The sequence below is a fragment of the Aquimarina sp. AD10 genome (genome assembly GCF_003443715.1).
GTDB lineage: Bacteria > Bacteroidota > Bacteroidia > Flavobacteriales > Flavobacteriaceae > Aquimarina > Aquimarina aggregata.
The window spans coordinates 1,994,655-2,008,437 of record NZ_CP031965.1; the positions used below are offsets into that span (position 1 = coordinate 1,994,655).

Below are 13,783 nucleotides of genomic sequence, written 5' to 3' on the forward strand. Positions count from 1 at the left end.
ATATGAAAAATTTTAGAAATCAAAGAATCATAGCATCCTTAATCCTAGGAGTATTATGTATTACTTCTTGTGAAAAGTCAGAAGATGTTATCACAAAAGAAACCATCGAACTTAATGACGAAGGGTTTAGAAGTGAAACCGGTAATAACGATCTAATTTTAGATGTTAAAAATGAAGATGTCCAATATCCCGTATTACATATGAGTTTTGATAAAAGTATTAGCAAAAAAGAGGCAGAATTCCAATGGAATGAAGCTATTAAAGAGTATTTAAAAAAGAATCCGATTAAAAATACTAAAGGATCTGCAAGCGATTGGCATTACTGGATACAAACTGAAACAGGTGATGAACTCTATAATCAAACAGATGGACTGGCTAGAGCAAAAGTTTCATTTAATACAAGTGCCGGGAATCATCATACAAGTTATGTTGATCTAAATAATGGAGATGATCGAAAATCAGGGCAATGGGACTATTATTTTTTTAGAGCCTCAATAGTAGGACAGCTTGTATCTTGGGTAGAAGCAGAACATGCTCATCTAGAACTTACTGGTACTAATGGTTGGGTTGTTAAAAGTTTTTTTGTAAAAATATATCCAGGTGATCAAACTGGATATGCATCTTCAACTCTACAAGACGGTGTATATGGATCGTTTATATTGTCTTCACCTAATATTTGGCTAGATAATGATTATCTAAATACATGGGATAGATATAATACTGGAAACGTTGGTATTGGACGCGTTATCTTTTAATAACAAAACAAAAAAGTGTATCTAATATACCTTTTTTTTAAAGTAAAGAGGTTTCAAAAAAACCTTGTAAAAATAAAAGTACAATCTTAAAACTACATATTATGAAAACAACAATTTTTAAATTATCGACAATAGCACTGGTACTAGTAATAATATCTACTGCTTGTGAAAAACCAGAGGAAATAATCCATGAAGAAACTAACATAATAAATGATGAAGGGTTTAGAAGTAAAACTGAACATCATGATGAAGAATTAAGTGAACAACAAGAGAGTATACTTCCTTTATTGCATATGAGTTTTGACAATAAAATGAATAAAGAAATAACCGAACTTCATTGGAATGAAGCTGTTAAAAACTTTTTTAAAAGAAAAACTATGCAAAATAAAGTAAACGGCACTATAGTATATTTTCAAATATCTACTCAAACGGGTAATCATCCCTATAATAATACAAATGCAATTGTTCAGGCCTCAGTAGATTTTGATCATGATTTTGGAACTTATAATTCTGGGTATTTAACTTTAAATAATCCAAATAATGATAGAGAGTTAGGACAAACAGATCTCTACCTTCTTGGTATTTGTATCCCATATACAGGGCTATCGTGGATCGAGTTAGAACGAGCAAATATAAGATTACAAGGAGAAGATGGATGGTTTATAACTTCTTATAACGTTTCTTTACTTAATAGTAACCAAGTTTTTCCTGCTTCAGGAAGCTCCTTCATTTCTACAACACCAAATACATGGTTAGATAACATTACCAATACGGGCTGGGATTATTACAACACTACGTCTGTAGGCCTAGGTACACTACTTTTATGATTTCAACACAAATAGGAGGATGTCAAATACTTGACATCCTCTTTTAAACAAGAAGAAACATTCATTATAACAAAGATTTGTACCTTTAGATATGAACCTTTATCATTAACCTAACCATTGGTCATGAAACCAATATTACTATATATCTGTTCTCTTCTATTTCCTTATATCTGTACTATATCTGCACAACATAATAATGATATAGATACCTCATCAGTTAAAAAAAGATTAACCTATCAACTGCATGAATCTCTTAACCAAACTAATTTTGAAAACGCATTAAAAATTACCGATAGTCTTGTTGAATACGGCATCCAAAACAACGATAGCTTATTTATAGGGTATGCATACAGCGCAAAGGCAACTATATATAGATTTAAACAAGACCTTTCTACAGCTAAAATGCATCTAAAAAAAAGTATCAAAATCTATAAAAAATACCGTAGGTATAGCCATCTCGTAGAACTAAATACGCAACTCGCAAATACATTAAGAGCAGAAGGAAAATTAGATTCATGTTTTTATGTATTAAATACAAAAACACAACAATATATCTCTGATAGCACATCTAAAAGTAGTTTAAGGTACTTTTATAATGCAAAAGAAGTGGCCTATTCTAACATAGGAAGAATTGACTCTGCCGTATATTATATTTTTAAGCGAATAGCAATTGTTGATACAAATGATTATTATAGACTTGGAACGCCACACTCTACATTAGCCCGAAATTTTTATAAAGTAAACGATCTACAAAAAGCCTTAATACATACAGATAAAGCTTTAGATTATTTTGCTAAGACTAGCTATAATGTAGATCGCACGATTTGTCAAACATATATCCTAAAAGCTTCTATTTTACTAAAACTAAAACGATATAAAGAAGTAGCATCTTATATCTCTAAAACTCAGGGATTACTTAAAAAAAAGGATGTTCCCCGTTATAGAATTCAAATAGAAATTTTAAGCGCTAAGTTATATTGGGAAACAAAACAATTTGAAAAAATCCCTTCTTTAAATACTAATCAAATCGAAAACGAAGAAATACCAAATCATACTTTGTTTGATCTATACCTAACAAAACTTACTCAAGATATTACATTTAAAAACTGGAAAGAAGCCGATATTCATCTAAAAAAACTAAATATTCTCATAGCTACTATAAGTGATTTACATCTTAAACAGTCTTTTTACAAATTATCCTCTATCTATTGGGTCGAAACAAGAGATTTTAAAAAAGGATATGAAGCGCAACACAAATATCTTGAAACAAAAGAAAAGATTACGACTCAACAACAAACCTATATGGCCTATGATCTAGATCAAAAATATCAAGTCACAAAAAAAATAAAGAAATCATACAGCAGAATCTGACGATACAAAAGCAAGAAAATCAGTTATTAAAAACAGAGAAACATCAAACCTATTTAACACTATCTATAGTATCAGCTATACTAGGTTTCTTTTCTTTATTATTTATTTACCAACAGCGACAAAAAATCAAAAACAATGAAATACTAGTATTACAACGTCAACAAGAAATTGTAAAACTAGAATCTTTAATTAATGGAGAAGAAAAAGAGCGTAATCGTATTGCTCAAGATCTGCACGACGGTTTAAATGGTGATTTAGCTGTAATCAAGTACAAAATAACCTCGTTACCATCATTTACATTAAATGATACAGAAAAGACAATTCATAAGGAAACCATAGAGATGCTTGATAACACAGTAGAACAGGTGCGCAGAATCTCACACAACCTATCCCCTGCTTCTTTACAAAACTTTGATTTGATAGAAGCTATACAACAATTTTGTAATACGACAAACAATACAAATCCATTACATATAAATTTTCAATACTTTGGAAACCAACTAATTCTTGAAAAAGAAAAAGAAACGGCCATATATAGAATCATACAAGAACTCGTTCATAATATTATAAAACATGCTAATGCCAGCGAAGCTTTAGTCCAAATTAACAAACATGAAGATTTCGTAAATATTATTATTGAAGATAACGGTAACGGATTTGATCTATCTGCAAAAAGTAATGGAATAGGATTACAGAATGTAAGATCCAGAATCAATTTTCTTAATGCTAATCTAGATATTGTTTCTAACCAAAACGGTAGCACTTTTACCATTGTACTTGACCTCAACAAAATATATAAAGCATGATAACAGTTTCAATTTTAGATGATCATACAATGGTATTAAAGGGATTAGAAATAATGCTCAAGGATACTACCGATATACAATTAATTGCCACTTATACTAAAGGAGAGGAATTGCTAACCAATATCATCAATATGACACCAGATGTAGTACTTCTGGATATTAACCTACCCGATAGTAACGGAATCGAATTATGCAAAGCTATTACTAAACAATATCCCGATCTAGCCGTGATTGGTTTATCAAACTATAATGAAACAGGGTTTATAAAAAATATGATGCGTAACGGTGCCAAAGGATATTTATTAAAAAATACTTCTAAAGAAGAGTTAGAGCTTGCTATCAAAACCGTATACTCTGGTAAAACTTATCTACCCAACAATCTTAAAAATCAATTATTGAATGAAAGTATTGGTATAACCACATCTTCTTTTATTCCTAAACTCACCAGAAGGGAAAAAGAAGTATTGCAATTAATCGCCAAAGAACATACCACTGAAGAAATTGCAAATACACTTTTTGTTACAGTTAAAACTATCGAAGCACATCGTAGTAACTTGATTCAGAAACTAGGTGTACGAAATACTGCCGGGCTAGTTAGAGTAGCTTTTGAAAAAGGATTATTAGTCTAATAATCAATCTATACTACTAAAACACCTACTATGTTATTAATACAATAGTAGGTGTCCTCTATAAACAACAGGTCCTATTTAACCAATTTAACTATTTGCGTACCATTACCAGATAGTACTTTTAAAATGTACATCCCTTTGGGTAAATCAGAAGTATCTACTATAACTGTAGATGCTCTAATAATCTTATTGGGAATTATAGTAGTTCTTTTTCCATTTAATGTATACAGCATAGCACTTACAGGTTTTTTATTTGTATCGCCAAAGAAAGACAATGTTAATGTATCACTAAATGGATTAGTTAAAGGCTTTACCAAATTAATGTCATTACCCGCAGCCACTTTACCATCTGGACATTCCCTCGGACAGGTATCAAACCATCGGTCATCATACCAGCCTGTTGTCGTTCTACACAGGTCATCGGTTTGAGCACCTCCATTATCATTAAACACAATCCCAACTTCAACATTTTGATCTATAGTTATTGAATACCAAGAAGTTCCTGGAATAGGGCTCATTGCTGTACCAGGCCAAGCCGGAGCTCCCGCTATTGGACCATTTATATTTTTATCATATATATAAATAAAAGTACTTCCCCATGTTGGTGGTTTCTTAAAATACACCTTAAATGAAGTATCTATAGTATCAGGACAATCGCCAGAACATATATCTGTCCATTGATTATCATACCAACCATCGCTAGTTCTAAACAAATCATCTGTTTGAGAACCTCCGTTATCGTTAAATACTATTCCAACTTCAACATCTTGATCAATAGTATAAGTATACCAAGGAGTAGAATCTAAAACTGTCATTTGTATTCCTGGCCAGGCAGGAAATCCAGGTAAAGCCGAATTTGTATTCTTATTAAAAAGATAGATATATGCTGTACTCCAAGCATTTGGTTTCTTGAAATTCACCGTATAACTAGATGTGTTTTGGGTTATGGTATATGTTTTAGTAATAACATTAGAACTTCCTACACTATTTATTGCAATTGCATTTACCTTTGTAACACCTGGTGTATTTATAGAAAATGTACCTGTATAAAGAGTACTATTCGCATCAGGTAAAGCGTCTCCTAAAGTGTAAAATATATCTCCAGAATTTGTAGCACTCATAGACACATTTACACTACCAATAACCGTGCTTGAATCAGGAGTTATGGTAAGTTCAGGTTTCCCTGTTGCAATTGGACATTCACTTGAACATGTATCGGTCCATTGGTTATCATACCAACCTTCTTTTATTCTAGTAAGATCATCGGTCTGTTCACCTCCATTATCATTAAACACAATACCTACTTGAAAATTCTGGTTTATCGTATGTGTAAACCAAGGTGTATTCATTATTTCTTCCATAGCGATTCCTGGCCAATCAGGAAATCCAGGTATCGCTGCTCCTGTATTTTGGTTAAACAAATAAATAAAAGCTGAAGACCAACTTGCTGGTTTTTTAAAATATACATCAAAAGGACCACCAAATATATAACCTCTAGTTAGTATTTGAGATTGGTTCCCTTCTGAATCTATAGCGATAGCTCTAATCGTAGTAGTTTCACTAATTCTAAATGGAGTAGTATATAATGTACTAGATGCCGATGGAGTTGATCCATCTTCGGTATAAAATATATCTATTGTCGCACCATCTACTGAAGAAGAAGCTGTCATTGTAACATCAATTGGATTTGTATTAAAACCAGAATCGGGATTTATTGATAAACTTACAGACTCTGTAATACTTAATGGTTTTGCGATTAAAACCAGACCAAAAGCAGTGTCGAAAGTTACATTTCCTCCTGATACTGTTGCGGTTTTTTCAGAAAAATAATCTTGTAGCACTGTACCATCTGGCCACATACCAAAGACATTTAACCCACCTGTAAAATCACCATCAAGTCCGGTATATACAAGTGCTTTATCAGTAATTCCTGATGCATTATATTCCCTCTTAAATGTATAAGGAGTATCCTGTAATTTGGTATGTTTACCTGCGCCCACCGAAACATGTTCTCTTCTAAACTTACCTATTTTCTGGAAATGTTTTAGCGTTAACGCTGCCTTAGAATTTGGATTCCCTAGTTCATTAAAGTTCATATTAGACCGTAATGTAGCATCTCCAAATGCTCCTCCACCAGGAGTTAATGTTCTTGCGGTTTCATCACCATAATAAATTTGTGCCGGTCCGGGAGTAAGTAACAATTTAGTACCTGCTTCAAAAGTTCTAGTACGATTTCTATCAAAAACTTCATTAGTATCATGGTTTGCTAAAAAGTTCATCGCGCTTTTACCATTACCTAACTGATTTTGTAATAAGTTATCATATTTACTAAATATGCTTTCTAAGCCATCATTAGCATTAAATCTAAACTCAAAATTGATAAGATTTTCGAAACCATTATCATAATAGTCTACATTAAACCCATCTCCTGTAAATCTTCTCCCCATGCTAGGAGCCATATAATTAAATATTTCTCCTGTCATCCAAAAATCCAGATCATCTATTTTTTTACTTGGATTGTTATTTTTCCACTTTTTTAAAGCTTTAATACCTTCTTGTTCTAATTCTTTCCAAACAAATTCTTCTACATGTTTAACAGTATCTACTCTAAACCCATCTACTCCATATTCTTCTACATAATCTGTAAGCCATTTTATAATATAATATCTCGGAGCTCTTGGATACCCCGTACTATTGAAAAAATCATTTAACTCTGCCTCTTCCTGTTGTTTTCTACCCTCTTGATCCCATTTATTAAGCAACCAACTTGGAACCGAAACATTAGCATTAGATTCTGTTCTGATATCTGGTAAATTATCTACTAACTCACAAGGAATATTACCTCCAGGACCTTGAAAATTGCAAGTAGGTTCTCGTCGTACCCATTCATTAGGCCATGATTCATCACTAGAATTATCAGGTCCAACATGGTTTAAAACAACATCCATAATTATGCGAATGCCATGATCATGAGCTTTATCTACAAAGGTTTTAAAGAGCGCATCTGTTCCTAAATTACGATCTATAGTTGTCCAATCTTTTGCCCAATAACCATGAAAAGCATATCCTGCTCCGCCAATAGAACCATGTATATTTTCGTAAGGAGGTGTTACCCAAAGTGCATTAACTCCCAGGTCATCAAAATATCCGCTGTCAATCTTATTAATCAAACCTTGAAGATCTCCTCCTTCGTAATTTCTTAGTGGTGGACCATTTCTCTGTCTACCATAAGAAAAATCATTAGAAGTATCACCATTTTCAAATCGATCTGTTAAAACAAAATAGACTGTAGCGTTCTCCCAAACAAAGGGAATATCCCTATTTGATTGAGCCAAAGTAATTTTAGGTAGACATAAAACAAGTACAAGCCCTAAATAGAATAATTTTTTCATGACATATTTTAATTTGTTGGTTAAATAAGTAAACATTTGATAATCTGTTTTTTAAAAACACTAAAACGTTGTAATAAAGGTTTCAAAAAAAAATGATCTTTTAGTTAAAAACAGTTTGTCTATTTTTCACGCAAACGTTTGAGTGTTAATAAATAATTAATAATTACGTTAAAACCTTACGACATTTATAATAAAAATGATATAAAAATATTAATATGAAAAACTTTGTTTGAAATTATAAAGTCATTACTATTCACGTCAAAAAAATTATAATATGACAATTTAGTTAGCATATAAATTTTAATTTTTAAGGAAAAATTGACATGAATTAAGGCAAAAACTACATTTTAATAACAGCATTCCTTGCGCATCTTTGTACCCATAAATGATTCAAACTAAAAATTAATCTAAAAATTTAAAGAACCTATGGAAAATACAATCGAAAAAAATCTGAAACACGTTCACGAATTATTATCTAAAGGAGCTTTTATAGAAGCTATGGATACTTATCTTCATGATGATGTAGAATTAGTTGAAGCCAATGATGCTCCAAAAAAAGGAAAAGCATTTAATTTAAAATTCGAGCAAGATTTTATAGATAATCAGTTACAAGATTTTGTAAGATATGATGTTAAAAACTACGCCATTAATGGTAATCATTCTTTTTATGATGCTGTGATGGAATTAAAGTTAAAAGATGGAAGCACTATGCTTTCTGAACAAACAGTAGTTACAGAATGGAAAGATGGAAAAATTTATAGAGAACGATACTATCACGCATAGAAACACTTATTTCTAAGTCATTACAGACCTTCGAAAAATATATTCATTTATTATTCTAATTAGTTATGAAAATTAAATGATTTACTTATATTTGCACCCTCAAAAGGAAAACCTACACTTCGGGGTGTAGCGTAGCCCGGTTATCGCGCCGCGTTTGGGACGCGGAGGTCGCAGGTTCGAATCCTGCCACCCCGACTAAATAGAACCGTTTATTATCATATGATATAAACGGTTTTTTTGATTCTGAATCTTTAGACATTGTAAAAGTATTATTAATCTTTACTAATTTTTTAACTACTTGTTAAATACAATCACTCCTACAAGTACGAATTTAGAAGTCTAAATAAATTTACAGTAACAAAAGTGTGTTTTTAATCGTGATTTCACTGTCTTTTATCTAAAATAAAGAGGTCGCAATATTAAATATAACTTGTTGGTTTTGATGCATTAAACTTTTTAAGTAAGTTTGTTATTGGCATTGTTGCCGTTATATAATTTTTAATCTGGTAGTATTTACCACAAAAACAAATTTATTATGTCTTTTAAAGCTAAATTAAAAGTAGGAGGTCAAGAGTACAACGTATTAAGTTGTACCTATGCCCTAAATCAAGAAACTGATGCAACAGGGAGACCTTCATCTGTAACACGTGGAGGTAAAATAGATCTTGTTATAGAATCTAGTGATGGTACTGAAATGTTCGAATGGCAATGTAGCAGTTTTGAACGTAAAGATGGCTCTATCACTTTTACAAAAAGGGATAACGATGCAACCCTTAAAACAATTAATTTCACCGAAGGATACCTAGTAAAGTTTAAAGAACAATTTGATTCTACTGGATCAAACCCTTTAACAACAAGCTTTTGTATTTCTGCAAGAGAAATCGAATCTGGACAAGGTAAACACATAAATGAGTGGAAATAATTATCAATCATTCTTTTGATAATTTTGATCTATCTGTAAATTTTTAACATTTATAATAATTTAAAAATATACAACTCAAGATCAATCTAATTAGTTTGATTTTGAGTAACAGATAATTCTCATAAAGAGGGTGTTTGAATTTTTCAATCACCCTCTTTTATGTTTTTTCAATAGTTTTGGATATATTAGCAGTATACTCGAAACTCAATAATCTTAAATTTTAAACATATGGCATCAAATAACGTAGGTATTGGTGGAAATGTATTGGATAACGATGCTAGTGAAGCATTAAATGAAATACCTCAAAATAGAACACTTGTAGCCGGGAAACTAACTCCAAATACTCCTATTAAACCAGAAGCAATAGAAGGTTTACGAACTGTTGATGAAGTTTTTGATCATTTTTCTCCTGAGTTAAATCTTCAATTTGAAGATAAAGAAGGTGGTAGTGTTAATGAAACAATTCAATTTGATAATCTTGGAAGTTTCGGAAAAAAAGGAATCACTCAAAAAAGTGATTTTCTAAAAGGCCTTGAAATTGAAAGTGAACAATACAAAAAAATCATAAAGCAACTTAAAACGAATAAAGTACTTAAGCAGGCATTACAAGATAAGGATGCAAAAGAATCATTGGTCACCACATTAGAAATGTTGATCGCTGAACTTAGTGCTGCTAAATAATTTTATATCCGTAGTTATATATGGCAAACACAGAAAAAAGTCAGGAAAATTTACAGGAAAGATCGTATCTAGAAAGGATTAAAGAAAAATCAGATGCTCTAGCTAAATATGGAGGATTTGATCTTTTAGAATCTGCTATAGATGATGTTCAAAATTTAAACCCTGAGCGAAAAGCTAGGAGAAAAATTTTTCTTACTGAAAATAACAAAAAGCAAGACAGAAGTGATCTGCTTAAAGTTTTGGAATTATGGAAAGACACACTTAAAAGTGATGGGGATGTCTTAGATATGATAGAAAAAGCAGAAGATAGTGCTCAACAATCCAAGACTGTATTAAAGAAAAATCTAAAGATTGCATTAGATGAAACGAGAGAATTAGAATCTTCGTACAGATCTGTAGCTCTTTTTTATAAAAATACCGACATCGCTGCTATTAAGAATGTGACTATTGTTAATGCAGAACTCGAACAATTAGCAGATTTAGATAACACCCGCTTTTTCGATTATATAAGAGAAGAAATTGTTTCAAAATATGATCGTTTAGATTTAAGAGATAACTACTCTCTTTTGGTTATCCCAGGATATCTGGGATCGAAATCGGTAGTCGATAAATGGGGTAAAATGGCCTATGGAAATAAACTAACCTTAGTAACCGATTTTGCACACTTAGATGAGCCCGATGATGTTATGGAAATGTTTGAAAGTGCAAATCTAGCTAGTGGTGATGCGTATCTCTCTAATACTATTATGACTTGTAATTGGTTAGTAGGAAGAGAAAAAGAAGAAGAATTAGGTGAAGATGAAAGTCTGTATGTACCGCCATCAGGCGCACTTGCAGGAACGCTTTACAAAACATTAATGTCTCAAGTCGCTGCAGGTAAAAAACATGGTGGTCTAAGCGAGGTTGATGCTGTTAGATTTGATCTTAAAAAGAGTGAAATTGCAACACTAGAAGGACTTGGTCTAGTACCTATGGTTAATGAGTACGGTAAGGTTATGGCTTTTTCTGCCAAAACTCTTTTTAATGGTGATAATATAGGACTACAAACCTACTCTGTGGTACGTGTATTTGACTATATATCTAAAGTACTTATGGACTTTCTAAATAGAAGAGCTTTTGAGAACTTTAATACAACAACTAAAAATGAAATATTAAAACAAATTATAAAATTTTTAGATGGTGTAACTGGTCCTGGTAAACTTATAGAGAACTTTGATATTAAAAGGTTTGCTCAAGATGATATTGAAAAAGATAAAATCCATGTTGATATTCGCTTAAAGCCCTATTTTCCTGCTAAAAACTTTTTGATACGTATGGACGGTCAAAAAGGAGATGAAGGTACCGAATGGGACACAGATTACGAAGAACAATAGTAAAATGCAACTATTTTTTGGCGTAAAAAACGCCGTTAAATGACATTTTACATTATTTTATAGAAAAACCACTATAACCTATTTAATGTTTTCAAAAAGAAAACGAAACTGGTTATAGTGGTTTTTTCATATTGTATATTAACCTTAAAACCTATCTCAAATAACAAATTAAAATAGACATACTATACTATAAAGATTGATTATTAAGATTACTTTTAGTCACTACTAAAATTATATTCTTTCAAGCTAAAACTCTTTTAAAGTGTAGTAAATAAACATCTTTTAATTTCACATATTTCATCTGTCTTACTCTTATACTACAGGCTTATTTACTATACTAGAAAATATTATTAAGAACTTTGAAAATAAAAAGACTCCCAAACATTTCCTTCCCCACCTACTTTTCCATCCATACGTATCAAAAAGTTTTTAGCAGGAAAATAAGGTTCCATGTGTACATCTAGATGAATACGTCTTTTATCCTCGGTATCGCGTTCTAGTCTTTTTATTGAAAAACTCTCTATAAGCTTATCCGGCCCCGTATTATTATCTAGAAACTTCACTATTTCATTCATGATTTCTCTTCTAGTTTGCGTATTGAAATTTTCAAAAGTCCTCCTATTTAGATAGTCCATAAGTACTTTGGATACATAATCAAATACACGTACCACAGAATACGTTTGCAAACCAAGATTATCGCCGTTAAAAAGAGTTTTGGCAGAGAAGGCTATAATTTCTCCATTTTCATAAAACATAGGAATCAGTCCTAAACGCTCTAATACTGCTAAATCATTCTTTTTTAAGGCAAATCGAACACCATCTACACGATTTAACACTCCAAATTTATTTCCAGCCGATGCTTGTGATATTTGAGCACTATAAATTTTACCTGCCAAAGAAGTAGAAGGAGGAATATATAAATCATCACTCTCATTAATATTATCATATTTACTTCTTCCTACCAGCCAATTACAAGTCATAATAGTATTGGATAAAAATACATCTGATTTTATATGATTTGCAGATTCAAAAAACTCAACAATGTCATCAGGTGTATCAAGATGCTCAAAATCTGTAATTAGAAGAACTTTATTATTATGCACCATTCCTGACCACTTCTCCAAAACTTTATTATCCCCTAAGTACCCAGGTATAACCAAAAGAGAGTAATTTTCTCGTAAATCGAGACGATCATAAGCAGAATTAATTTCATTTTCAACTGCTTCAAAATAAGAGGTATCGTCTAAATCTTTAATTTGGTCCAGATCCGCATTAAGAATCGTAAGGTTATGAACTTCTTTTTCCTTAGCATTGTCATAAAATAATGCCGTTGACGTATATGATTTTTCGAGATCTCTTATAGATGTTGCGGTTATCTCAAGGTTTTTATTATAATTAACCGAAACATCCGTCATTCTACCAGATATATAATTCAAAACCTCTGATACACTCTTATTGTTTTCAAGAGCTTCTTCCCAAAGATCTAGAATAACCAGAAGATCTTCTCTAGAAGCTTTATTAGCAATAGAATTTAGAAAATTAGCCTTAATCTTCTTTTGACTTGGTCTAATCGAAGATAATTCTGGAATAATCATCTCCAAAAAATCAAAATCTATCACATTAGATTTCGGGGTTTCTACACCTTCAATATTTATATTATTTGAGATTTTATTATGCATTATAAGTTGTACTAGCTAGCGTCTTTAATTTCCTTTTTTAACTCCTTAATCATCTTCAATAAAGTTGTTTTTGATTCTGTATCTTCTATTATTTCGCCAAGAGATTCTTGTTTTTTAAAGGTATTAGCTATATTAAAATATGCTGTTTTTTTATATTCTAATCTTTTAAGATATTCACTTCGTTTTGCTATTTTCTGTATATCAAAATCACCAAGACTTTTAAATGCTATTGTCTCGCCAACCATATTTCCATCGATACCTTCAAAAAGAACATTTACATTAGGCTTAAAATATTTAAATACCGCTTCTATATCCTTAAGTTGATAAGTCATCTCTGGTCTTAAGGGTGACACATCGGTCAACTTCTCTATTAACAATGTTCTATTTGGAGGGACTTCCTGAACTCCTTCTTTATTTTTAGAATCAAAATTGATTGCCATGCTTTACTACTTTAATATTCTCTAAATATAATTGATTTGACCTAATAAAAATCCGTTATCTATAAAATATCTATCAACATATTTTAGTCGATTATTATTGTAAACGAATGAATTACCTAAGTTAC

At 31.4% G+C, this 13,783-nt stretch carries 12 protein-coding genes, 1 tRNA gene and 1 pseudogene; 11 read left to right on the forward strand and 3 right to left on the reverse strand.

Annotated elements, in window-relative coordinates; all coding sequences use genetic code 11:
• Positions 1-2 precede the first annotated feature (2 nt).
• The 6 genes and pseudogenes from D1816_RS08445 (at position 3) to D1816_RS08465 (ending at position 4,388) form a co-directional block, all read left to right on the forward strand.
• On the forward strand, positions 3-755 hold the full coding sequence (locus tag D1816_RS08445; protein WP_066318596.1) for a hypothetical protein: 753 nt from the start codon (positions 3-5) through the stop codon (positions 753-755).
• A gap of 101 nt (positions 756-856) precedes the next feature.
• Positions 857-1,582, forward strand: coding sequence for a hypothetical protein (locus tag D1816_RS08450; protein ID WP_118502201.1), 726 nt, complete (start codon positions 857-859; stop codon positions 1,580-1,582).
• Between the two features lie 123 nt (positions 1,583-1,705).
• Positions 1,706-2,953: a hypothetical protein gene (locus tag D1816_RS08455; RefSeq protein ID WP_118502203.1), complete on the forward strand. Its 1,248-nt coding sequence runs from the start codon at positions 1,706-1,708 to the stop codon at positions 2,951-2,953.
• A gap of 263 nt (positions 2,954-3,216) precedes the next feature.
• Positions 3,217-3,294: pseudogene (locus tag D1816_RS26270) on the forward strand (hypothetical protein); the annotation flags it as partial.
• Positions 3,295-3,759, forward strand: a complete 465-nt coding sequence (locus D1816_RS08460) for a sensor histidine kinase (RefSeq protein ID WP_118506235.1) — start codon at positions 3,295-3,297, stop codon at positions 3,757-3,759. It begins immediately after the preceding pseudogene.
• On the forward strand, positions 3,756-4,388 hold the full coding sequence (locus D1816_RS08465) for a response regulator transcription factor (RefSeq protein WP_118502205.1): 633 nt from the start codon (positions 3,756-3,758) through the stop codon (positions 4,386-4,388). Before D1816_RS08460 ends, D1816_RS08465 begins: the two co-directional genes overlap by 4 nt.
• Positions 4,389-4,462: 74 nt before the next feature.
• Here D1816_RS08465 and D1816_RS08470 read toward each other — a convergent pair whose 3' ends face one another.
• Positions 4,463-7,780 (reverse strand): starch-binding protein, encoded by a 3,318-nt coding sequence (locus tag D1816_RS08470; protein WP_158597711.1) that lies wholly within the window; start codon positions 7,778-7,780, stop codon positions 4,463-4,465.
• A 426-nt stretch (positions 7,781-8,206) separates the two neighbouring features.
• On the opposite strand from D1816_RS08470, the gene D1816_RS08475 reads away from it, so the two are divergent.
• The 5 genes from D1816_RS08475 to D1816_RS08495 all read left to right on the forward strand — a co-directional run bounded on the left by D1816_RS08475 (position 8,207) and on the right by D1816_RS08495 (position 11,539).
• Positions 8,207-8,563, forward strand: coding sequence for a hypothetical protein (locus D1816_RS08475; RefSeq protein ID WP_066318602.1), 357 nt, complete (start codon positions 8,207-8,209; stop codon positions 8,561-8,563).
• Between the two features lie 120 nt (positions 8,564-8,683).
• Positions 8,684-8,758 (forward strand) — tRNA-Pro (locus tag D1816_RS08480).
• 340 nt (positions 8,759-9,098) lie between these two features.
• Positions 9,099-9,485, forward strand: a complete 387-nt coding sequence (gene tssD, locus D1816_RS08485) for a type VI secretion system tube protein TssD (RefSeq protein ID WP_118502209.1) — start codon at positions 9,099-9,101, stop codon at positions 9,483-9,485.
• Between the two features lie 228 nt (positions 9,486-9,713).
• On the forward strand, positions 9,714-10,166 hold the full coding sequence (locus D1816_RS08490; RefSeq protein WP_066318818.1) for a hypothetical protein: 453 nt from the start codon (positions 9,714-9,716) through the stop codon (positions 10,164-10,166).
• Positions 10,167-10,186: 20 nt separating this feature from the next.
• Positions 10,187-11,539 carry a DUF5458 family protein gene (locus D1816_RS08495; RefSeq protein ID WP_118502211.1) on the forward strand — a complete coding sequence of 451 codons (1,353 nt, stop codon included), beginning with the start codon at positions 10,187-10,189 and terminating at the stop codon, positions 11,537-11,539.
• A gap of 350 nt (positions 11,540-11,889) precedes the next feature.
• Here D1816_RS08495 and D1816_RS08500 read toward each other — a convergent pair whose 3' ends face one another.
• Positions 11,890-13,218, reverse strand: a complete 1,329-nt coding sequence (locus D1816_RS08500) for a type VI secretion system contractile sheath protein TssC (protein ID WP_118502213.1) — start codon at positions 13,216-13,218, stop codon at positions 11,890-11,892.
• Positions 13,219-13,229: 11 nt separating this feature from the next.
• Positions 13,230-13,658: a hypothetical protein gene (locus D1816_RS08505; protein WP_066318827.1), complete on the reverse strand. Its 429-nt coding sequence runs from the start codon at positions 13,656-13,658 to the stop codon at positions 13,230-13,232.
• Positions 13,659-13,783: the final 125 nt, after the last annotated feature.

Excerpts from the sequence above, each read along its gene's own strand:
- D1816_RS08445 (WP_066318596.1), top strand. The coding sequence starts at position 3 with ATGAAAAATTTTAGAAATCAAAGAATCATAGCATCCTTAATCCTAGGA.
- D1816_RS08450 (WP_118502201.1), top strand. The coding sequence starts at position 857 with ATGAAAACAACAATTTTTAAATTATCGACAATAGCACTGGTACTAGTA.
- D1816_RS08455 (WP_118502203.1), top strand. The coding sequence starts at position 1,706 with ATGAAACCAATATTACTATATATCTGTTCTCTTCTATTTCCTTATATC.
- D1816_RS08460 (WP_118506235.1), top strand. The coding sequence starts at position 3,295 with ATGCTTGATAACACAGTAGAACAGGTGCGCAGAATCTCACACAACCTA.
- D1816_RS08465 (WP_118502205.1), top strand. The coding sequence starts at position 3,756 with ATGATAACAGTTTCAATTTTAGATGATCATACAATGGTATTAAAGGGA.
- D1816_RS08470 (WP_158597711.1), bottom strand. The coding sequence starts at position 7,780 with ATGAAAAAATTATTCTATTTAGGGCTTGTACTTGTTTTATGTCTACCT.
- D1816_RS08475 (WP_066318602.1), top strand. The coding sequence starts at position 8,207 with ATGGAAAATACAATCGAAAAAAATCTGAAACACGTTCACGAATTATTA.
- tssD (WP_118502209.1), top strand. The coding sequence starts at position 9,099 with ATGTCTTTTAAAGCTAAATTAAAAGTAGGAGGTCAAGAGTACAACGTA.
- D1816_RS08490 (WP_066318818.1), top strand. The coding sequence starts at position 9,714 with ATGGCATCAAATAACGTAGGTATTGGTGGAAATGTATTGGATAACGAT.
- D1816_RS08495 (WP_118502211.1), top strand. The coding sequence starts at position 10,187 with ATGGCAAACACAGAAAAAAGTCAGGAAAATTTACAGGAAAGATCGTAT.
- D1816_RS08500 (WP_118502213.1), bottom strand. The coding sequence starts at position 13,218 with ATGCATAATAAAATCTCAAATAATATAAATATTGAAGGTGTAGAAACC.
- D1816_RS08505 (WP_066318827.1), bottom strand. The coding sequence starts at position 13,658 with ATGGCAATCAATTTTGATTCTAAAAATAAAGAAGGAGTTCAGGAAGTC.